This window comes from Loktanella sp. SALINAS62 (assembly GCF_018263905.1).
Lineage (GTDB): Bacteria > Pseudomonadota > Alphaproteobacteria > Rhodobacterales > Rhodobacteraceae > Loktanella.
The window spans coordinates 114,010-133,520 of record NZ_JAAFZU010000034.1 but is presented as its reverse complement, the minus strand read 5'-3'; the positions used below and the strand labels follow the sequence as shown (position 1 = coordinate 133,520).

Annotated in this window: 22 protein-coding genes and 1 other RNA gene; 15 read left to right on the top strand and 8 right to left on the bottom strand. The window is 62.2% G+C overall.

Going from position 1 to position 19,511, the window contains the following annotated elements; translation table 11 throughout:
• Window positions 1-16 precede the first annotated feature (16 nt).
• Window positions 17-826 carry a pseudouridine synthase gene (locus GZH79_RS12710; protein WP_211644230.1) on the bottom strand — a complete coding sequence of 270 codons (810 nt, stop codon included), beginning with the start codon at window positions 824-826 and terminating at the stop codon, window positions 17-19.
• Between the two features lie 64 nt (window positions 827-890).
• On the opposite strand from GZH79_RS12710, the gene GZH79_RS12705 reads away from it, so the two are divergent.
• Window positions 891-1,343, top strand: coding sequence for a nucleoside deaminase (locus GZH79_RS12705; RefSeq protein ID WP_211644149.1), 453 nt, complete (start codon window positions 891-893; stop codon window positions 1,341-1,343).
• Here the strand turns inward: GZH79_RS12705 and lysM are convergent.
• Entirely contained in the window at window positions 1,340-1,780 is a 441-nt protein-coding gene (lysM, locus tag GZH79_RS12700) for a peptidoglycan-binding protein LysM (RefSeq protein WP_211644148.1), read from the bottom strand. The two genes, GZH79_RS12705 and lysM, sit on opposite strands and share 4 nt — an antisense overlap.
• A 214-nt stretch (window positions 1,781-1,994) precedes the next feature.
• The gene (locus GZH79_RS12695; protein WP_211644147.1) at window positions 1,995-2,684 is read right to left on the bottom strand and encodes a metal-dependent hydrolase; all 690 of its coding nucleotides are present in this window, start codon (window positions 2,682-2,684) and stop codon (window positions 1,995-1,997) included.
• 126 nt (window positions 2,685-2,810) lie between these two features.
• Between GZH79_RS12695 and gatC the strand changes: the two genes are divergently transcribed.
• The 7 genes from gatC (at window position 2,811) to rpmG (ending at window position 7,863) form a co-directional block, all read left to right on the top strand.
• Complete coding sequence (gatC, locus tag GZH79_RS12690) at window positions 2,811-3,098, top strand: Asp-tRNA(Asn)/Glu-tRNA(Gln) amidotransferase subunit GatC (protein WP_211644146.1); 288 nt, start codon at window positions 2,811-2,813, stop codon at window positions 3,096-3,098.
• Complete coding sequence (gene gatA / locus GZH79_RS12685) at window positions 3,098-4,579, top strand: Asp-tRNA(Asn)/Glu-tRNA(Gln) amidotransferase subunit GatA (protein WP_211644145.1); 1,482 nt, start codon at window positions 3,098-3,100, stop codon at window positions 4,577-4,579. The genes gatC and gatA overlap by 1 nt, the downstream gene beginning before the upstream one ends.
• 28 nt (window positions 4,580-4,607) lie before the next feature.
• On the top strand, window positions 4,608-5,273 hold the full coding sequence (locus GZH79_RS12680) for a hypothetical protein (protein WP_211644144.1): 666 nt from the start codon (window positions 4,608-4,610) through the stop codon (window positions 5,271-5,273).
• A 59-nt stretch (window positions 5,274-5,332) separates the two neighbouring features.
• Complete coding sequence (locus tag GZH79_RS12675) at window positions 5,333-5,944, top strand: N-acetylmuramoyl-L-alanine amidase (protein ID WP_211644143.1); 612 nt, start codon at window positions 5,333-5,335, stop codon at window positions 5,942-5,944.
• A 12-nt stretch (window positions 5,945-5,956) separates the two neighbouring features.
• Window positions 5,957-6,384: RNase P RNA component class A (rnpB, locus tag GZH79_RS12670), an RNA gene on the top strand.
• A 105-nt stretch (window positions 6,385-6,489) separates the two neighbouring features.
• The gene (locus tag GZH79_RS12665; protein ID WP_211644142.1) at window positions 6,490-7,590 is read left to right on the top strand and encodes a histidine kinase dimerization/phosphoacceptor domain -containing protein; all 1,101 of its coding nucleotides are present in this window, start codon (window positions 6,490-6,492) and stop codon (window positions 7,588-7,590) included.
• A 105-nt stretch (window positions 7,591-7,695) separates the two neighbouring features.
• Entirely contained in the window at window positions 7,696-7,863 is a 168-nt protein-coding gene (rpmG, locus tag GZH79_RS12660) for a 50S ribosomal protein L33 (RefSeq protein WP_193142580.1), read from the top strand.
• 161 nt (window positions 7,864-8,024) lie between these two features.
• Here rpmG and GZH79_RS12655 read toward each other — a convergent pair whose 3' ends face one another.
• Window positions 8,025-8,795: a Bax inhibitor-1/YccA family protein gene (locus GZH79_RS12655; RefSeq protein WP_211644141.1), complete on the bottom strand. Its 771-nt coding sequence runs from the start codon at window positions 8,793-8,795 to the stop codon at window positions 8,025-8,027.
• A gap of 125 nt (window positions 8,796-8,920) precedes the next feature.
• Window positions 8,921-9,133, bottom strand: coding sequence for a DUF1127 domain-containing protein (locus GZH79_RS12650; protein WP_211644140.1), 213 nt, complete (start codon window positions 9,131-9,133; stop codon window positions 8,921-8,923).
• 114 nt (window positions 9,134-9,247) lie between these two features.
• Between GZH79_RS12650 and GZH79_RS12645 the strand changes: the two genes are divergently transcribed.
• Entirely contained in the window at window positions 9,248-10,114 is an 867-nt protein-coding gene (locus GZH79_RS12645) for a LysR family transcriptional regulator (protein ID WP_211644139.1), read from the top strand.
• On the opposite strand, the gene GZH79_RS12640 is transcribed toward GZH79_RS12645, so the two are convergent.
• Window positions 10,104-11,063, bottom strand: a complete 960-nt coding sequence (locus GZH79_RS12640) for an NADPH:quinone oxidoreductase family protein (protein ID WP_211644138.1) — start codon at window positions 11,061-11,063, stop codon at window positions 10,104-10,106. The two genes, GZH79_RS12645 and GZH79_RS12640, sit on opposite strands and share 11 nt — an antisense overlap.
• 258 nt (window positions 11,064-11,321) lie before the next feature.
• On the opposite strand from GZH79_RS12640, the gene GZH79_RS12635 reads away from it, so the two are divergent.
• The 4 genes from GZH79_RS12635 to GZH79_RS12620 all read left to right on the top strand — a co-directional run bounded on the left by GZH79_RS12635 (window position 11,322) and on the right by GZH79_RS12620 (window position 14,513).
• Window positions 11,322-11,687: a helix-turn-helix transcriptional regulator gene (locus GZH79_RS12635; RefSeq protein WP_211644137.1), complete on the top strand. Its 366-nt coding sequence runs from the start codon at window positions 11,322-11,324 to the stop codon at window positions 11,685-11,687.
• Between the two features lie 79 nt (window positions 11,688-11,766).
• Entirely contained in the window at window positions 11,767-12,579 is an 813-nt protein-coding gene (locus GZH79_RS12630; protein WP_211644229.1) for an inositol monophosphatase family protein, read from the top strand.
• Window positions 12,572-13,912 (top strand): 8-oxoguanine deaminase, encoded by a 1,341-nt coding sequence (locus tag GZH79_RS12625; RefSeq protein ID WP_211644136.1) that lies wholly within the window; start codon window positions 12,572-12,574, stop codon window positions 13,910-13,912. Before GZH79_RS12630 ends, GZH79_RS12625 begins: the two co-directional genes overlap by 8 nt.
• Window positions 13,913-13,997: 85 nt before the next feature.
• Window positions 13,998-14,513: a CAP domain-containing protein gene (locus GZH79_RS12620; RefSeq protein ID WP_211644135.1), complete on the top strand. Its 516-nt coding sequence runs from the start codon at window positions 13,998-14,000 to the stop codon at window positions 14,511-14,513.
• A gap of 1 nt (window position 14,514) precedes the next feature.
• On the opposite strand, the gene GZH79_RS12615 is transcribed toward GZH79_RS12620, so the two are convergent.
• Window positions 14,515-16,086, bottom strand: a complete 1,572-nt coding sequence (locus GZH79_RS12615; RefSeq protein WP_211644134.1) for a hypothetical protein — start codon at window positions 16,084-16,086, stop codon at window positions 14,515-14,517.
• Window positions 16,087-16,123: 37 nt separating this feature from the next.
• Window positions 16,124-17,419, bottom strand: a complete 1,296-nt coding sequence (gene guaD, locus GZH79_RS12610; protein ID WP_211644133.1) for a guanine deaminase — start codon at window positions 17,417-17,419, stop codon at window positions 16,124-16,126.
• 107 nt (window positions 17,420-17,526) lie between these two features.
• Here guaD and mgtE point away from each other — a divergent pair, with 107 nt between their 5' ends.
• Window positions 17,527-18,915, top strand: a complete 1,389-nt coding sequence (mgtE, locus tag GZH79_RS12605; protein ID WP_211644132.1) for a magnesium transporter — start codon at window positions 17,527-17,529, stop codon at window positions 18,913-18,915.
• Window positions 18,903-19,463, top strand: coding sequence for a 5-formyltetrahydrofolate cyclo-ligase (locus GZH79_RS12600; RefSeq protein ID WP_211644131.1), 561 nt, complete (start codon window positions 18,903-18,905; stop codon window positions 19,461-19,463). The genes mgtE and GZH79_RS12600 overlap by 13 nt, the downstream gene beginning before the upstream one ends.
• The last annotated feature ends 48 nt before the right edge of the window (window positions 19,464-19,511 follow it).

Below are 19,511 nucleotides of genomic sequence, written 5' to 3'. Positions count from 1 at the left end.
CGAGTATTTTTGCGTCCTATCGTCGCTTCGGCGCTGGGCCGGACGGCTTGCGCGGACGCTGTACGGGCTTGCGCGCGCGGGTTTCGGGTTCCGCTGATTTCAGGCCCAGTTGGTCGCGCAGGACCTTGCCTTTGATCTCTTCGACCCCGCTGGGGGCCAGATTGCCCAGCTGAAACGGACCATAGCTGACACGGATCAGCCGGTTCACCACGGTGCCCACCGATTCCATCGCGCGGCGGATTTCGCGGTTCTTGCCTTCGCGGATGCTGATTGTCAGCCATGCGTTGGCGCCCTGCTGGCGGTCAAATGTCACGATCATCGGCTGGTAGGTCATGCCGTCCACGGTGATACCGGCACGCAATTCATCCAGCTTCGCTTCTGACACGGAACCCTTGATCCGCACGCGGTAGCGCCGCAGCCAACCGGTGCTGGGCAGTTCCAGCTTGCGCTTGATGCCGCCGTCGTTGGTCAGCAGCAACAATCCTTCGGAATTGATGTCCAGCCGTCCGATGCTCATGACGCGGGGCAGGTCATCGGGCAGGTTGTCGAACACCGTATCGCGGCCCTGATCGTCGGATGCGCTGGTCACAAGACCCGCAGGCTTGTGATACAGCCACAGACGCGGTGCGTCCGGCTTGCCCACCGGCTTGCCGTCCACGACGATGCGGTCGCGGTCGGTCACGTTCAGCGCGGGGCTGATGATGGTCTTGCCGTTGACGCTGACGCGTCCGGCTTCGATCATGCGTTCGGCTTCGCGTCGGCTTGCGACACCGGTACGCGAAAGAACCTTGGCGATGCGGTCGCCCTCTGGGGTGTTGTCTGTCATGCCGCAGCGATAGCCTGAAAGCACGGCTCTTGCCAGAGCGTGCAGCGCGGGGGCATCAAGTGGCATGACGTTTCGCAGTTACATGGAATTGGCGCTGGAACAGGCCGCCGCTGCCGCCGGTCGGGACGAGGTGCCGGTCGGCGCCGTTATTGTCGGGCCTGCGGGTGTTCTGGCGCAGGCGGGCAACCGCACGCGCGAATTGAACGACCCCACCGCCCATGCCGAAGTTCTGGCCATCCGCGCGGCCTGTGCCGCAGTGGGGCAGGACCGGCTGACGGGGTGCGATCTGTACGTGACGCTGGAACCCTGCCCGATGTGCGCTGCGGCCATCAGCAACGCGCGGCTGGCGCGGTTGTATTACGGGGCGGCTGATCCGAAATCGGGCGGCGTCGCACAGGGGCCGCGGGTGTTCAGCCATCCCCAGTGCCATCACGTCCCAGAGATTTACGACGGCATTGCGGCGCAATCGTCCGAAGACATGTTGCGCCGCTTTTTCGCAGGTAAACGCGGGGCTTAGCTGTCTTGCGGAATCCGCAGGTTCTGGCCCGGATAGATCTTGTCAGGGTGTGTCAGCATCGGTTTGTTCGCTTCGAAAATCGCGTGATACTTGCTGGCCTTGCCTAGTGTCGCCTGCGCGATCGCGGACAGGGTGTCGCCCTTTTTCACAGTGTAGAACACCGGTTCGGCGGCAGTGTCGGCAACGTCGATATCGTCTTCGACAGTGGCGACGCCATCGACGTTTCCGGCGGCCAGAATGATCTTTTCACGCTGTTCCTGCGTCGGCGCCTTGCCTTTGATCATCACCTTGTCGCCGTCGACGGAAACCTGAACGTCCTGCGCGTCAAGACCAAGGTCTTTGAGTTTGGCATTCAATGCGTCCTGCGTCGATTCCGGCGCGTCATCCTTGCCAAACAGTTTCTTTCCCGCGTCCTTGACGAAGCTGAACAATCCCATGCGCGATCCCTCCAAAATATTGATCTATCGCAGCTTAATCACGATTACGTCATAAAGTCACGACATCTGTGACCGTCGGTCTTACTCGCCCGCGAATTGGATCTAAGTGTCTGAAATTAAATATTTATTAATTACGCCGCGCGGTGGTTGAACCACTTGATCTGACGTGTTTTTCGACCCGATTGCCAATTGGCAATCGGGTCGCGGTATCGCACTACAGTGTGACCGTTTCCATGACCGCAGGGGTCAGGACATCGACGTCGGGCAGGGCATCGCGCATCACGCTTGCGTCCTGATCCAGCGCGTCGAACGTGCCATAGTGGCACGGGATCAATGTCGTAAAATTGAAATACCGTTTCGCGGCATAGGCGGCCCGGCTCATGTCCATCGTGTAATGACCGCCCGCGCACAGGATGCCGATGTCGGGTCTGTGCAAATCGCCCATCCAGTCCATGTCGGCCATGATGTCGGTATCGCCGCTGAAATAGATCGTGCGGCCGTCGCCTTCGATCATGTAGCCGCATTCGGTGCCCGCGTAACGTGCGCCGTCTGCCGTGGCGAAAGACGACGAATGGACCGCGTTGACCATGGTGGCGCGCACGCCTTTCAGATCGACGGTGCCGCCCTTGTTGAACCCGACCGTTGTCACGCCGTCGGCCTCCAACAGGCTTGCCAGTTCTACCATGGTATAAATGCTGGCGCCGGTATCGCGTGCGATCTGCGGCACCTCTGATGCGTGGTCGACATGGCCGTGGGTCAGCAGGATATGGGTCACGCCCTGCAGGGCCGCATCGCGCTGGTCGTCGGGAAAGGACGGATTTTCCGCAAGCCACGGGTCGATCAGCAGAACGGCGTCACCGATTTCGATCCGGAAACTGGCGTGGCCAAGCCAAATGATTTTCATGCAAAAGTCCTTTTGTGATTTAGACAGCCAGAGGATAGGGCAGCAGGCGGTTCAGGCAATGCGGGCACGCTTGCAGCTATGGGCGGGGGCGGGTAAACGCGTGACGAACCCAAAGACGAGGCCCCGATGTCCATTGATACCGACACCGCCCGCCGCGTGGCCAAGCTGGCCCGCATCAAGGTCGAAGACGACGCGCTGCCCGCGCTGGCGCAGGAATTCAGCGCGATCCTTGGCTTCATCGAGCAGCTGAACGAGGTGGACGTGGACGGGATCGAACCGATGACATCCGTGACCCCGCAGCGCCTGTACCGCCGTGACGACGTGGTGACCGACGGCAGCCAGCAGTCCAAGGTGTTGGCCAACGCGCCCGATGCCCGCGAAGGGTTCTTTGCCGTGCCGAAGGTGGTTGAATAATGTCCGATTTGTCCAAACTGACCATTGCCGCCGCTCGTGACGCCCTGCGCAAGGGCGATGTGACCAGCGCCGAATTGACAGCCGCCTGCCTGACCGCGATCGACGCGGCCGACGCGCTGAACGCTTTCGTTCACAAAACGCCCGAAGTTGCAAAAAGCCAAGCGGACGCCGCCGATCAGCGTCTGAAAGCAGGCGATGCGCCAGATTTGTGCGGTATCCCGCTGGGGATCAAGGATCTGTTCTGCACCAAGGGCGTCGCCAGTCAGGCCGCCAGCCGGATCCTTGAAGGGTTCAAGCCGGAATACGAATCCACCGTCACGACGCAGTTGTTCGACGCAGGCGCCGTGATGCTGGGCAAGTTGAATATGGACGAATTCGCCATGGGGTCGTCCAACGAAACGTCCGTCTATGGCGATGCGGTCAACCCGTGGAAAATCGACGACCGCAGGCTGACGCCGGGTGGATCGTCGGGTGGGTCCGCTGCCGCCGTGGCTGCCGATCTGTGTCTGGGTGCGACCGGCACCGATACCGGCGGATCGATCCGCCAACCTGCCGCATTTACCGGGATTACCGGGATCAAACCGACCTATGGCCGTGTCAGCCGTTGGGGCGTTGTGGCTTTTGCCTCTAGCCTTGATCAGGCGGGGCCAATGACCAAGGATGTGCGCGACAGTGCCATCATGTTGCAGGCCATGTCCGGTTTCGACCCCAAGGATTCGACAAGTGCGAACCTGCCCGTCCCCGATTTCGAGGCGGCACTGACCGGCGACATACGCGGTAAGGTGATCGGCATCCCGCGTGAATACCGGATGGACGGAATGCCGTCCGAGATTGAAAAGCTGTGGGAAGACGGCACCGACATGCTGCGCGACGCCGGGGCAGAGGTCCGCGATATCACCCTGCCGCACACCAAATACGCGCTGCCCGCCTATTACGTGATCGCCCCGGCAGAGGCATCTTCGAATCTGGCGCGCTATGACGGCGTGCGGTTCGGCCACCGGGCCAAGCTGGCACAGGGCGACGGGATCACAGAGATGTACGAAAAGACCCGCGCCGAAGGGTTCGGGCCAGAGGTGCAGCGCCGCGTCATGGTCGGCACCTATGTGCTGTCGGCGGGCTTTTACGATGCGTACTACAACCGCGCCCGCAAGGTGCGCGCCCTGATCAAGCGCGACTTTGATCAGGTTTTTGCCGACGGCGTCGATGCGATCCTGACGCCGGCCACGCCGTCCGCCGCCTTTGGACTGGGAGAGATGAAGAACGCCGATCCGATCCAGATGTATCTGAACGACGTGTTCACCGTGACAGTGAACCTTGCCGGTCTGCCGGGGATCAGCGTGCCCGCCGGGATGGATGCCAAAGGGCTGCCGCTGGGCCTGCAACTGATCGGGCGTCCGTGGGAAGAAGCCGATTTGCTGAATGTCGCCTATGCGCTGGAACGCAGCGCGGGATTCGTGGCGAAGCCGGACAAGTGGTGGTAGCAGCGTGGTAATCACAAAGGGGTTTACCGTGATCCGATCGATCCTGTGCCTGACAGCGCTTGCCGCCATCGCGGCCTGCGCGCCGCGCGTGCCCGACAGCGGTGCGACCGCCATGCGCACAACGCAACAACCAGCCCCTGCCGTGTTCGATGCACCGGCACCCGTCGCGGCAGCGTCGCTTGATGCATCCGGTCAGGCTGTCGCCACGGCAGAACTGGCGGCGCTGGGGATCGGTGCGGCACAACCCGTCGGTGCGCCGTTGTCGGCCATCGGCACAGCGCCGGTTGCGACCAACAATCCCGGCATTTCGGATGAAAATGAATTCGACGCCGTCGCGTCGCGTGAAACCATCGAATCCGATGCCCAACGCCGCGCGCAATTGGCCGCACAACGTCAGATCGTCATGCCGACGGCCCTGCCGACGCGGCCTGCGGACACTGGGCCGAACATTGTTGAATACGCGTTGGCTGCACCGAACCGAAAAGGGCAGGAATGGTATTCGCGGTCGATCTTTGCCAGTGAACGCAAGTTCCGCAACAATTGCGCTGAATACAATTCTCCGGATGCCGCACAGCGCGATTTTCTGGCGCGCGGCGGACCAGAGCGTAATGCGCGCGGGCTGGATCCCGATGGTGACGGCTTTGCCTGTGGCTGGGATCCAGCACCGTTCCGGCTTGCGGCGGGTGGCAACTGAACCCGACCCTGCATCCATCCCCGAATTGCGGGCCGCGCCGGGGTGGCGCTGTTCCCGATATGGTCGTGCTGCACTACACCGCGATGGCCGATCATGACGCCGCCGCGCGCGTGCTTTGCGACCCCACGCGAGAGGTGTCGGCGCATTACCTGATTGGCACCGATGGCACCGTTCTGGCGCTGGTCGAAGAAGAGCAGCGCGCCTGGCACGCAGGTGCTGGGTGCTGGGGTGATGTGACCGACGTGAACAGCAGGTCCATCGGGATCGAGCTTTCCAATGTCGGCACCTGTCCTTTTGCAGCGGCCCAGATGGATGCGCTGTGCGATTTGTTGCCCGGTATCCTGCAGCGCTGGCAGATTCCGCCGCATCGCGTGATCGGTCATTCCGACATGGCGCCGGGCCGCAAGATCGATCCGGGCGCGCGGTTCGACTGGCGCAGGCTGGCGCGCGACGGGCTGTCCATCTGGCCCACGGCCACCACGCCCGGCGATATCCGCGCCGATCTGGCGCGGTTCGGCTATACGGCGAATGTGGATGACGATACGCTTTTGTCGGCGTTCCGCCTGCGGTTTCGTCCGCGCCACACGGGACCGCTGGACGACACCGACCGCGCGTTGGCCGCTGATCTGGCGCGCAGGTTTCCCGTTGACGCAACCCCGCGCCGCCAGTAACGCATATGCGACACGGATGGCTGGGTGATCGCGGGCGGGCAACCGTCCGAGGAAAGTCCGGACTCCACAAGGCACGGTGCCGGGTAACGCCCGGCGGGGGTAACCCCAGGGATAGCGCCACAGAAAACAAACGGCCGTGGTCGCACCAAAGGTGCGCCATTGGTAAGCACCGATGGTGCGCCAGTGGTAACAGCCACGGTCACGGTGAAACGGTGGGGTAAGAGCCCACCGCGCGAGCGGTAACGTAAGCGGCACGGCAAGCCCCACCGGGAGCAATGCCAAATAGGGGCCTTGCGCCGGAGCAATCCGGCAGGGATGCTTGACCCAAAAGGCCCGGGTTGGCAGCCAGAGGGTCGTCGGTAACGGCGGCTTTAGACGAATGATCGCCCAACCGCGCAGTGCGCGGGGGACAAAATCCGGCTTACAGGCCATCCGTGTCATCCTTGCGTTACATCGTCGTGCGTTTTTATTGATCGCTGCAGCTGCATCATTTATCATTTGTTGGGTCGTGGCAGTGGGTCTGCGGTATCGAATTGAGCCTTATGATGAGCGACGCACTTTATCAGACCGAAACATCCCCCGTGCAGTGTGGACTGACGGTGGCAAATCGTATGGCGAATCAGGCTGATGCTGCAGCGCTGTCGCAACTGGCCATTGGCGATTCGGCTTTGGCCATTGCCTTGATGGGTGTCTTGACCGACTGCAGCAAAATCCTGTCGACCGATGGCCACTTGCTGTTCCTGAGTGCGAACGGCAGTCGCGCGCTGGACATCGACGACCCGGCAGAGGTGATCAACCAATTCTGGTGGGATCTATGGCCTGCCGTCGAACACGACCGCCTGAAAAAGGCGGTCAAGGACGCCGCAGCCGGATCGGTCGAAACATTCACGGCGTTTTGTCCGACCCGCATCGGTAATCCGCGCTGGTGGTCCGTGACCGTATCGCCTGTCGCCGGCGTAGACGGCAAGGTGGAACACCTGTTGACGGTGTCACGCGATGTCACCGTGATGATGGACCGTCAGGTCGCTTTGGAAGCGGCCCTGTCTCAAAGCGAAATTCTGCGGCGTGAAGTGGATCACAGGGTCAAAAACTCGCTCACGCTGGTCTGCAGCATGCTGAACCTGCGCGCGCAGACCATGACCGAACCGCAGGTGCGTGATGTGCTGAGCGATGCCGCGATGCGCGTCCGCACCATCGCGTCCGTGCATGACAGGCTGTATCGCAGCGACACGCATAACGTCGCACTGGATGATTATCTGGCCGCGCTTTGTCTTGATATCCAGACCAGCATCGGCAACGCCGTGGCTGTAACATACGACGGGCTGGGTCACGATCTTGCCGTCACGGCAGAGGCCAGCCGTGCGATTGGTCTGGTCGTTGCTGAACTGACTGGCAACGCGCTGCGCCACGCCGGGCTGGTGGCCGGCGAAACGATCAAGGTGGCGCTTGCGGCAACAGGCAGGGGGCAATTGGCGCTGACGGTGACCGATCCCGGCGGCGGCCTGCCGGATGGATTCAGCTTGGCCGATACAGGGCTTGGGATGACTGTGGTTCTGGCAATGATCGCGCAAATCAAGGGCGAGTTGGATTGGATGCCTGTGCCGGACGGCGGCACCTGCTTTGCCGTGACCTTTCCACAAGCGTGAAACGCTGCTTTTACGGTTGACTCGGCCCGCGCGCCGGGTAGAAGGCGGACTTCAAGAGATTATCTGCGCGCGCGACCCCTGTCCGCCGCGAACAGGAGAGAGACCATGGCGAAGCCAACCACGATCAAGATCCGCCTGAACTCGACCGCGGGCACCGGGCATTTCTACGTCACCAAAAAGAACGCCCGCACGATGACCGAAAAGATGGTCACCAAGAAATACGATCCCGTTGTGCGCAAGCATGTCGAATACAAGGAAGGCAAGATCAAGTAATCTGATCTGCCAGCCGATCTGGATGATGCAGGGCCTCGCGTTTGCGGGGCCTTTTGCTGTTTGGGGGTCTGTGATGCGTGCCCGACAGCGGGAATTTGTCCGGCAACGAAAAAGGCCGACCCCGTTGGGGGCCGGCCTGATTTCAGCGTAGCGTCAGGATGTTATTCGCGGTTGCCGAACAGCTGCAACATGAACATGAACATGTTAATGAAGTCGAGGTAGAGGTTCAGCGCCCCCATGATCGCAGACTTTGAAAGCCATTCGCTGTCGCCGTGCTGGGCGTGCGCGATGTAGTCATTTTTGATCTTCTGCGTGTCGTAGGCGGTCAGACCGGCAAAGATCAGGATACCCAGAACAGAGATCGCCAGTTGGACAACGCCCGAGCCAAGGAAGATGTTCACGATGCTGGCGATGATCAGACCGACCACACCCATGATCAGGAAGCTGCCCCAGGCAGAGATGTCACGCTTTGTCGTGTAGCCGTACAGAGACAGCGACGCGAATGCGATGGATGTGATCAGGAACACCTGAATGATGGACGCGCCGGTGTAGATCGAAAAGATCCACGACAGCGAAATGCCCATCAGCGCGGCGAAGGCGTAAAAGAACGTCTGCGCACCAGCGGCGGACAATTTGTTGATCATCGCGCCAAAGGCGAACACCATGACCAGCGGGGCGAACATCACGACCCATTTCAGCGGGCTGGTCCACAGCGTCGCGCCGAACTCGGTCAGATAGGTGCTGGACCCGATCGCGTATTGTGTCGGTTCGGACGAAATCGCCAGACCGGAAATGGCCCAAGCCGCGAGGGCGGTAATCAGCATGCCTACGGACATAATGCCGTAGACCTTGTTCATGTGGGCGCGCAGCCCTTCGTCGATCTGCGCCGTGCGAGTCGTTCCCGCGCGGGGCATCGTTTGGTATTGAGCCATATTGACCTCCTGCTAATGTCGCTACGCCAAAAGTCTGGCGTTCGGGTCCGATATTGGCAGGTCGCCCCTTTATTTCAAGAGGCAACACGCCGAAATCGGACCGGTGCGACACCGGATGCCAGCGGTCATTGACGCCAATGGGCGGGACTATTCCAAAGCGACTGGCTTCGCTGTGCGGCCACGGCATTTCGGTCCAGGCCGGCATCGGCCAGTTGCGCGTCGGTCAGCCGTTGCAGCGACCGTCGCTGCCGATAGGCGGTGTCGGCCGCGATGATCCGCGTCAGCAGATTTGGTTTTCGGGTCTTTGGCGCAAGGCGCCCAAGGGTTGAAGCGAACATTGTATCAGCTTTCGTGTGTTTGAGTCGGTCATTCATTTGATATGTTGATATCTGGGGGTTAACCCTGCATCGTTCAAACGAATAAGTGTGACGTCTGATATCAAGGATCGTGATGTGCCAAGAAATATCGACATGACCGCGCTGCGGTCCTTTGTGGCGGTGGCAGACTGCGGCGGTGTGACGCGGGCGGCGGGTCTGCTGAATTTGACGCAATCGGCTGTGTCGATGCAGTTGCGCCGGTTGGAAGATTCGCTCGGTTTGACGCTGATGGACCGATCCGCCCGGACCATCGGGCTGACGGCGGCGGGCGAACAACTGCTGACCTATGGCCACCGGATGCTGGCCCTGAACGACGAAGTGTTTTCGCGCCTCACCGCGCAGGAATATTCCGGCGAAATCCGGCTGGGCGTGCCGCATGACATCGTGTTTCCCTATGTGCCCCGCGTGCTCAAGGCGTTTTCGACCGAATTTCCACGGGTCCGGGTGCAACTGATATCCGCGCCGACGTTGCGGTTGCTGGACATGTTTCGGCGCGGCGAATGCGACGTGATCCTGACAACAGAGGCGCAGCCAGGCGCGCAGGCTGAAACGCTGACGGATATCCCGCTGGTCTGGGTCGGCGGGATCGCGGGCACGGCATGGCGCACGCGGCCGTTGCGGCTGGCCTATTGTTCCAACTGCGTGTTCCGGCCCGCGGTGACGCGGGCGTTGGAAATGGCTGGTATCCCGTGGGAGCTGGTCGTGGAATCCGAAGGCGACAGCGCGGTCGATGCGGCCGTCAGCGCCGACATGGCCATACAGGCGGTGATCAAAACCAATATCTCTGCCCAGCACGAAGAAATCGTGCATGGCGGCGCGCTGCCCGATCTGGGGCGGACAAAGATTGCGATGTATGCCCAAGGCGGCGACGCGCCGGTGATCGCGCGGATGTCAGAGATGATCCGCACCACCTATGGGCAGCGCGAAGCGGTCAGAGCGTGATGACGATCTTGCCAGTCGCCTTGCGGGTGGCCAGCAAATCCAGCCCGGTGGCTGCATCGTCCAGCGGCAGGGTGTGGCTGACATGCGGGCGCAGCTTGCCGGTCGCATACCAATCCATCAGCGTGGCCAGACTGTCGGTCAGCGCGTCGGGCTGAAACTGCAGATAGCCGCCCCAGTAAAAGCCGATCACGGTGATGTTTTTCACCAACAGGATATTGGCGGGAATTTGCGGCACATCGCCGCTGGCAAAGCCAATGACAATAACGCGGGCTTCGCGGTTGCAGGCGGACAGGGCCGCCTTGAACGCATCGCCACCGACGGGATCATAGACCACATCGACGCCGCCCAATGCCCTCAGCTGTGATTTCAGATCGCCCGAATCGCTGTCGATCAGGTGGTCGGCGCCCGCATCCTGCGCGACCTTTAGCTTGTCCGCGCCGCGCGCGACCGCAATGACCCGCGCGCCCATCGCCTTGCCGATTTCGACCGCCGTCAGGCCGACGCCGCCCGCCGCGCCCAGCACCAGCAGCGTTTCCCCCGGTTGCAGGTGCGCGCGCCGTGTCAGGGCCAGATGCGATGTGCCATAGGCCACCTGAAACCCCGCCGCGATGGTGTCAGGCATGGCGTCCGGCACCTTGCGGCACAGGGCGGCGGGATAGGTGCCGACCTGTGCAAGCCCGCCCCGGCCACCGAACACCGCAATACGGTCCCCGATGGCGGGAGAGGTCACACCGGCACCTTGCGCGATGACGGTGCCGCAGATTTCCATTCCCAGGGTAAAGGGGGGTTCCGGGGTGTCCTGATAGGTGCCTTTGGACATCAGCATATCTGCGAAATTCAGGCCGCAGGCCGTGATTTTGACGGCAACTTCGCCCGCGCCCGGCGTCGGTTCTGTGATGTCGACAAGCGCCGGTGGCGTGTCAAAGTTCTGGATCTGGAATGCGCGCACAGGATGCTCTTGTCAGTTGCAATGACCGCAGCCGACCGGGAAACCATCCTTTTGTCAACACAATGGTGTTAAGGCAAATTCTGGGGCTGACCTGACCTTTTAGCCAACTTGTTCCGTTTTGGTAGCACCGTAAATTGCCCGCGACGGTTGCAACCGCCGCGTGTTTTCCGGGGAGGAGACATGGATCGGTCTGCTGCGTCAATTGATCGATGGGTTATTGTCTGTCGGTTTCATCTATTGAACGATCGAGGAACGAGAATGAAACACGAAGTTGACGTGCATGTCGGGAAGCGCATCCGCCACCGCCGCTGGATGTTGGGCACCACGCAGCAACAACTGGCGGAATCTGTCGGGATCAAATTCCAGCAAATACAGAAATACGAAACGGGCATGAACCGGGTCAGCGCATCACGGCTTTGGGATATTTCCAAGGTGCTGGATGTGCCCGTGTCGTTTTTCTTTGAAGGGATCGACATGGATGGCGCAACCGAACGAACCGCGACGCCCGGTGATCCCGTGACGGACAAAGAAGCGCTTGATCTTTTGCGGTCCTATTATTCAATTCCGGAAAACCAGCGTCGGCGGCTGTTCGATCTTGCACGTGTGCTAAGTGACGCGGCCTGACATACGCGCTTTGGCAAAAGGTTAACGGTGGAATATCGCGTGCAGGACCGCTAGCGTGACACGCACGGTCTTGGATGGGATGGCAGCGTTGGACGATGGACTAAAGCAGGACCTGATGCGCGTTGCGTCATTGGCCGCAGATGCGGCGCGCGATGTGACATTGTCCTATTTCCGGACCGATGCGCTGCACGCAGAAGACAAGGGGGTCGGCGCGTTTGACCCCGTCACGCAGGCCGACCGCGAAGCCGAAGCCGCGATCCGGGCCGTCATCGCCCGCGAACGTCCCGACGACAGCATTCTGGGCGAAGAGCTGGAAACCAAGCATGGCAGCAGTGGCCTGATGTGGGTGCTGGACCCGATTGATGGCACGCGGGGTTTCATCAGCGGGACGCCGACGTGGGGCACGTTGATTTCGGTTGCGACCAGCAGTGGCCCTGTGTTCGGCCTGATCGACCAGCCGTTCATCAAGGAACGGTTTATCGGTGGCTTTGGCGTGGCAGAGGTGCAGGGACCGCACGGCACCCACCCGCTGCGGACCCGGGTCAGCCGCCACCCGGATATGGCGACGCTGATGACCACCTTTCCAGAGGTCGGCACACAGACGGAATATCGCGCATTTCGCGCCCTGTCAGAACGGGTGCGGCTGACCCGCTACGGGATGGATTGTTACGCCTATGCCCTGCTGGCGGCGGGTCAGATCGACCTGGTGGTCGAGGCAGGGTTGAATGCCTATGACATCCACGCGCCGATCTGCGTGGTGCAGGCGGCAGGCGGGATCGTGTCGAACTGGCAGGGCGGGGCCGCGTATAATGGCGGGCGCGTGATTGCCGCCGCCAATGCGGATATTCACGCTGTCGCACTTTCCATTCTACAAGACGTCGTCGATGGCTGAGGTTCTGCTGAAAGGGGCTGCGCATGTCCTGACGATGGACGACGCGGGCCATGAACATGCAGGCTGTGACATCCTGATCCGCGACGGCATCATCGCGGCCGTCGGGCCGGATCTGACGACGACAGGGCAGAAGATTGCGGTGGATGGCTGCGTGGTCACGCCCGGCCTGATCAACACGCACCACCATCTGTACCAGACGCTGACCCGCGCGGTGCCCGGCGGGCAGGACGCGCTGTTGTTCGGCTGGTTGCAGACGCTTTATCCGATCTGGGCGCGCTTTGGCCCAGAGGACATGTTTGTATCGACCCAGACGGGGCTGATCGAACTGGCACTGTCGGGATGCACCACGACGTCGGATCATCTGTATCTGTATCCCAATGGCGCGCGGCTGGACGACACGATCGCCGCCGCAGCAGAGGTCGGTTTGCGGTTTCACCCCACGCGCGGATCCATGAGCATCGGCGTCAGCGACGGCGGCCTGCCCCCCGACACGCTGGTCGAAGCGGAAGCCGCCATTCTGGACGATTGCATCCGTGTGGTGGACGCGTTCCACGATCCGTCACCGGGCGCGATGGTGCGGGTCGGGCTGGCGCCCTGTTCGCCGTTTTCGGTCAGCCGTGACCTGATGCGCGAAACGGCGCTGCTGGCGTGTGACAAGGGCGTCATGCTGCATACGCATCTGGCCGAAAACGCGCAGGACGTGGCCTATAGTCTGGAAAAATTCGGCTGCCGTCCGGGGCAATACGCGCAGGATCTGGGCTGGACCGGTGACGATGTCTGGCATGCGCATTGCGTGATGCTGGATGCGGTGGAAATCGACCTGTTCGCCCGCACGCGGACCGGTGTCGCGCATTGTCCCTGTTCGAACTGTCGTCTGGGATCGGGGATCGCACCGGTGCGCGCGATGCTGGATGCGGGTGTGCAGGTCGGGCTGGGGGTGGATGGATCGGCCAGCAACGACGCTGCCAACCTGATCGGAGAGGCGCGTCAGGCCATGTTGCTGCAACGGGTGGCTCAAGGCGCCGATGCGATGAGCGCACGGGCGGCCCTGCGGCTTGCCACACGTGGCGGTGCACAGGTGTTGGGCCGCGACGACGTGGGCCAGATCGTGCCGGGGATGCGGGCCGATCTGGCGGTCTGGGATGTGTCTGGGATCGAAAGTGCAGGCAGTTGGGACCCGGCGGCACTGGTGCTGGCGGGGCCGACCCGCGTGCGTGACCTGTTCGTCGAAGGGCGCGGCGTGGTGCGCGACGGGCGCGTCACAACGGTGGACAGTGACGCTGTGATCGCCCGTCAGAACAGGCTGGCACGGCGGCTGGCGGACCGGCTTTAACCGGACGTGGCTGCGTGCGGGCGGGCATCCGCGCATCGTGGCAGCCGCGCTTGTCCAATATTCCGCTGTCGGGGATAGTGACGGCATGAAGATTTCAGGTTGTATTCCCCCGTATCTGATCGCCCTGCAGTTGTTTTTCTTGACGGTCAGCGCCTGCGTCCCTGTGCCGATCCCGGTGCCGGTCATCCAGATCACACCCCCCGCACCCCGACTGGCCTTGCCCGTATTCGCGCCCGCAAATGCGAGCTTTGACAGGGCGGTGAATGCCGCGCGGGTGCAGGCGGGGCGCGCGCCATTGGCGTCGAACGCCGCGCTGGACCGCGTGGCGGAAGCCTATGCCGCTGAACTGAACGCCCGCGGCACGCTGACCCATCGTGACACGGCGGGCGGCAACGCCACGACCCGCGTGCAGCGCGCTGGTATCGCGACCTGCGGCGCGGGCGAAAATCTGGGCGCGGGGTTCGATACCGCCGCGCAGGCGCTGACTGCATGGCTCGCGTCGCCGGGCCACCGCCGCAACCTGCTGAACAGCGGCTACGCCAACTACGGTCTGGGCCGCGCGGGCCGCACCTGGGTCATGGTGATGACGCTGCCCTGCTAGGTCACACACCGATGACGCCAGCCAGAACGCCAAGCAAAAGCAGATAGCCCTGCGCAATCATTTCTGTCAGGGGGCCCCACGCGAACGCGGCCAGACGCCAGATGATCAGAACCGCTGCTAAGTGTAGTGCACAGACCAAACCGAACGTGATCCACGCGCCGACGGTTGTCAGCGCCGATTGTGTGGCATGCGCGGCAATACGGTCCGCAAGCCGTGTGCGGAATTGCAGCGGCAATAACGCTTGCAGGCTCAGGACCGCGATGGACAAGTGCAACAGCGTTGGGATCAAGGTTGAGAACACCATCAACAGGACCCAATGCACCTCTGCCGGGATGGGATCGGCGGACAGACCTCCGATAATGGGCGCTAGCGGCAGCAGGTCGACACCCGCCAGATAACTTAATCCTGTGACAGCGCTGACCAACGTTACACCGAGCACCGCAAAAAGGACGATCGCGACCACGAGATCGGCAAATCCATAGGCAATCGTCCACTTGCGCGATGTGCGCAGTCCTGCCCGTGCGAGTGTCAGGGTGATGGCGTAGGACAGCGTGTCAAAGATGGCGTTCAGCAACGGAAATAGGCCAAAGAAGATAAAGATTGTCCGGCCGAACTGGCTGACTTCATCCCACGGCAGCCAGATCGCTGCCCCGATGACGACAGTTGAAAGACCGCAGGTCAGGGCGAGGTAGGCAAGGTTTCCGTGCCCTTTTTTGACCGATTGTTCGACTGCGACTACGACTGCGACTACCACTACGACTACGACTACGACTACGACTGCGACTGCGACTGCGGCTACGGCTACGGCTACGGCTACGCCTACCATTGCGGCTGCGCCTACGATTGCGGCTGCGCCTACGACTGCGCCTCCGACTACGACTGCGACTGCGGCTGCGACTGCGGCTGTGGCTGCGGCTGCGACTACGATTACGACTGCGACTGGAATGATGTCGAACCAAACAGCTGAAACAGTCACAAAACAAGAGAAGTAAAGTAGAAAATCGGGGTAGGTTACATCCTGCGCACCCCGATATTTTCGCAAAGCCGCCATGATACCGGTGATCAAAAACAGGCTGAGAATGCAAAGCGCCGTGACGTGCGCTGCCCCGTATCTGGGCACTGCGGGCACGATGACCGCACCCGCAAGCGTGACGGCGGCACCGCTGGTGTACCACGGCAGAAACAGCAGCGTGACCGGATAGATGACGGCGATCAGCAGGGCGCGATCGTACAGCCGACAGTTCAGCGCGGCGCGCAGGCTGTGCCGGAACCCCGCGTCCTGTTCCAATTCTGGTGCGCACCAGTTCCACAAACGGCGCATGACGGGCGTTGCGATGATCAGGTAAAGGTCCGCAAAATCCGTCGCCCGCAACCAGCGCGCCAACCGGTCGGTGTCGCGCTGGTTGGTCATGGCAATGATGCAAACCCCGACGCCACCGACGAATGCCGACAGGCATATCGCGACCTGCCAAGGCACTGGGGCCATGCTCCAAATCGCAACAAAAAGCGCAAGCACGGCAAGGAACGTTGTAACGACCAAACCGTAATTTTCGCGCGTATTTGGTGTCGTCACCTGTACAGCCTTTAACGTTTGACGTTACGTTAAACGGTTATTCTGTTTGGGCAACCCGCCGACCGGCCACCCAGACGTCGCGCACGGCGCGGTCGTCGCCCATCATGATCGTGGGAAATAACGCCTCCCATATGTCATCCGCGCAGGCGGTCCGCTGGGCGATGGCGGGGGTAGAGGCAAGGTCGAGGATGCACAGGTCGGCCATCGCACCGGGGCCAAGGTGGCCGATATCGCCGCCCATGTGCAGGGCGCGGGCGGACCCTTCGGTTGCCAGCCACATCAGTTGGGCGGGGTGCAGGGGCGTGCCGCGCAACTGGCCGATTTCATAGGTCGCGGCCATGACGCGCAGCATCGAAAAGCTGGACCCGCCACCGGTATCCGTCGCCAGCCCGATCCGCAGCCCGGCCTGCGCCAGACCCATCATGTCGAACAGCCCCGACCCGATAAAGGTGTTGGAGGTGGGGCAATGCACGACGGCGGCGCCGACTTCTGTCAGGCGGGCGATCTCTCGGGGTTCAAGGTGGATGGCGTGGCCGTATAGCCCGCGCGCGCCCAGCAGGCCATGCGCCTCGTAGGTATCCAGATAATCGCGGGCGTCGGGGTATAACCCCTTGACCCAGGCGATTTCGTCGATCTGTTCGGACAGGTGCGTCTGCATCAGGCAGTCGGGATGTGCGGCCCAGAGCGCGCCCAGTGCCGACAACTGGTCGGGTGTGGACGTGGGGGAAAAACGCGGCGTGATCGCATAGGTCGCACGGCCCTGACCATGCCAGCGGTCCAACAGGGCCTTGCTGTCGTCATAGGCGGATTGCGCCGTGTCGCGCAGATCGTCGGGCGCATTGCGGTCCATGCAGGTCTTGCCGCCGATCACGGCCATGTGGCGGGCCTGTGCCGCCTGAAACCACGCATCGACCGACGCAGGGTGGATCGTGCAGAAACTGGTCAGAGTCGTGGTGCCATGCGCCAGTGCCAGATCCAGCGTGCGGCCTGCGATGTCATCGGCATAGGCGGGGTCGGCAAATTTCGCCTCTTCGGGAAAGGTATAGGTGTTCAGCCAGTCGATCAGGCGTTTGCCCCAGCTCGCGATCATGGCGGTCTGGGGGTAATGCATGTGGGCATCGACAAAACCCGCGCAGATCAGCGCGTCGCCGTAATCGGTGACAGGCACCTGTGGATGGGCGGCGCGCAGGGCGGCACCGGGGCCGACCTGCGTGATCCGGCCCGCGTCGATCAGCACGCCCCCCGCGCTGTCGTGAACGGTGCCGGTCTGCCAGTCGTGCAGGGCGTCGCCGGTGAAACGCAGGGTCTGGCCCAAGATCAAATGCTGTGTCATTCGGGCACCCTAGGGGGGGCGCCGGACCAGCACAATCGCCGTGCTGCACGGTTGTCGTCACGTCCTGCGAGGCTATGCTTGACGCAACAGATCAACAGGGGGCCGCCATGACGGACGCGCAGACCGAAACCGAAGCCCCCGACGACGACACCGACGAAGCGTTCGGCATTACCGAACGGATCGTGTCGGACGTCATCGACGCCATCGATGCGCGCAATGTCGAAGATATCAATGCGCTGCTGGACCCGCTGCACCCCGCCGACATCGCCCACCTGATCGAGGTGATCGACGTGCGCCCCCGGCGTGAACTGCTGGAGCTGTGGAAAGGTGTCGACGGCGAGGTACTGTCGGAACTTGACGAAAACCTGCGCCAAGAAATCATCGATCTGATGCAGCCCGCCGAACTGGCGGAAGCAATGCGCGATCTGGATAGCGACGATGTCGTCGACCTTGTCGAATATCTGGATCAGCAACAGCAAGAGGCGGTGCTGGACGCGCTGTCACCGACCGACCGGGTGGTCGTCGAAAAATCGCTGACCTACCCCGAAGAATCCGCGGGCCGTCACATGCAGGTGGAACTGGTGCGCGCGCCGGAACACTGGACGGTCGGCGATACCATCGATTTCCTGCGGTCCGACGTGGTGCTGCCGGATCAGTTCTACCATATCATTCTGGTTGATCCGCGGCTCAAGGCTGTGGGCTATGTCACGCTGGGGCGTGTCCTGTCGCATCCACGCGACACCCCGCTGAAAGATCTGATCGAGGATACGTTCCGCACATTTCACGTCTCGCAGGATGTGGAAGAGGTCGCGCAGGCGATCAACCATTATCACATGATCACGGCCCCGGTGGTCGATGACAATGACCGGATCGTCGGTGTCATCACCATCGACGACGCCATGGCATTTCTGGAAGAAGAGGCAGAGGAAGATCTTTTGCGTCTGGCCGGGGTGGGCGAAGGCAGCCTGTCGGACCGCGTGATGGAAACGACCAAACAACGCGCGCCGTGGCTGGCGGTGAATTTGGGCACTGCCATTCTGGCGTCGCTGGTGATTTCGCTGTTCGAAGATACCTTGTCCGCATTGGTGGCGCTGGCGGTTCTGATGCCCATTGTTGCGTCGATGGGTGGCAACGCGGGCACACAATCGCTGACCGTGGCGGTGCGCGCGCTGGCCACCCGCGACCTGACCGGGTCGAACGTCTGGCGCGTGATCCGACGCGAGGTGCTGGTCGGCCTGATCAACGGCCTGATCTTTGCCGTGGTGATGGGGATCGTCGGCGTGGTCTGGTTCGGCAGCCCGATGCTGGGTCTGGTGATCGCCACGGCGATGGTCATCAACCTTGTGGTGGCGGGGCTGGCAGGGACGGGCGTGCCGATCATTCTGGACCGGCTGAATATCGACCCCGCGCTGGCGTCGGGTGCGTTTGTCACCACGGTCACGGATATCGTGGGCTTCTTTGCCTTTCTGGGGTTGGCCGCAGTATGGCTTCTTTGATCGCACGCAAGGCTGCGGCGCGGGTGGCGGCCTTTGCCCGGCGGGCGGCGGCGCATGGCCGCGTGATAGCCCCCGCAAGCCGGTTGTCCGACGTGCTGGCTGCGCATCGGGGCGTGCCGCTGGCAGGCTACGCCGCGATGCGGACCGAAATCGACCCGATGCCTGCAATGGCAGAGGCTGTGGCGTATGGCCCCGTCGGCCTGCCGGTGATCGTGGCAAGGGATGCGCCGCTGCAATTTCGCACGTGGACGCCGGACTGCGCGATGGCGGCAGGCACATTCGGCGCACAGGTGCCCGCAACCGGCGACTGGATGATCCCGCAGATCCTGATCGTGCCACTGGTCGCGTTCGACAGGCGTGGCGGGCGGCTGGGCTACGGCGGCGGGTTCTATGACCGCACGCTGGAATTGCTACGCGCGCAGGGTCCGGTCATGGCCATCGGGTTCGCCTATGCCGCGCAAGAGGCAGACGATCTGCCGCTGGAACCGACCGATCAGCCACTGGACATGATCGTGACGGATGCAGAGGTTCTGACCTTTCCGGGATGATCCCAGCGATCCGGGCAGGCCGCAGGGAATGGCGTGACGAAATGTCAG

Bases quoted from the DNA above. Each gene is read 5' to 3' on its own strand.
- GZH79_RS12655 (WP_211644141.1), bottom strand. From the start codon at position 8,795: ATGGCTCAATACCAAACGATGCCCCGCGCGGGAACGACTCGCACGGCG.
- GZH79_RS12620 (WP_211644135.1), top strand. From the start codon at position 13,998: ATGAAGATTTCAGGTTGTATTCCCCCGTATCTGATCGCCCTGCAGTTG.
- mgtE (WP_211644132.1), top strand. From the start codon at position 17,527: ATGACGGACGCGCAGACCGAAACCGAAGCCCCCGACGACGACACCGAC.
- guaD (WP_211644133.1), bottom strand. From the start codon at position 17,419: ATGACACAGCATTTGATCTTGGGCCAGACCCTGCGTTTCACCGGCGAC.
- GZH79_RS12600 (WP_211644131.1), top strand. From the start codon at position 18,903: ATGGCTTCTTTGATCGCACGCAAGGCTGCGGCGCGGGTGGCGGCCTTT.
- GZH79_RS12695 (WP_211644147.1), bottom strand. From the start codon at position 2,684: ATGAAAATCATTTGGCTTGGCCACGCCAGTTTCCGGATCGAAATCGGT.
- GZH79_RS12650 (WP_211644140.1), bottom strand. From the start codon at position 9,133: ATGTTCGCTTCAACCCTTGGGCGCCTTGCGCCAAAGACCCGAAAACCA.
- gatA (WP_211644145.1), top strand. From the start codon at position 3,098: ATGTCCGATTTGTCCAAACTGACCATTGCCGCCGCTCGTGACGCCCTG.
- GZH79_RS12665 (WP_211644142.1), top strand. From the start codon at position 6,490: ATGAGCGACGCACTTTATCAGACCGAAACATCCCCCGTGCAGTGTGGA.
- GZH79_RS12705 (WP_211644149.1), top strand. From the start codon at position 891: ATGACGTTTCGCAGTTACATGGAATTGGCGCTGGAACAGGCCGCCGCT.
- GZH79_RS12630 (WP_211644229.1), top strand. From the start codon at position 11,767: ATGGCAGCGTTGGACGATGGACTAAAGCAGGACCTGATGCGCGTTGCG.
- gatC (WP_211644146.1), top strand. From the start codon at position 2,811: ATGTCCATTGATACCGACACCGCCCGCCGCGTGGCCAAGCTGGCCCGC.
- GZH79_RS12635 (WP_211644137.1), top strand. From the start codon at position 11,322: ATGAAACACGAAGTTGACGTGCATGTCGGGAAGCGCATCCGCCACCGC.
- GZH79_RS12625 (WP_211644136.1), top strand. From the start codon at position 12,572: ATGGCTGAGGTTCTGCTGAAAGGGGCTGCGCATGTCCTGACGATGGAC.
- lysM (WP_211644148.1), bottom strand. From the start codon at position 1,780: ATGGGATTGTTCAGCTTCGTCAAGGACGCGGGAAAGAAACTGTTTGGC.
- GZH79_RS12710 (WP_211644230.1), bottom strand. From the start codon at position 826: ATGACAGACAACACCCCAGAGGGCGACCGCATCGCCAAGGTTCTTTCG.
- rpmG (WP_193142580.1), top strand. From the start codon at position 7,696: ATGGCGAAGCCAACCACGATCAAGATCCGCCTGAACTCGACCGCGGGC.
- GZH79_RS12675 (WP_211644143.1), top strand. From the start codon at position 5,333: ATGGTCGTGCTGCACTACACCGCGATGGCCGATCATGACGCCGCCGCG.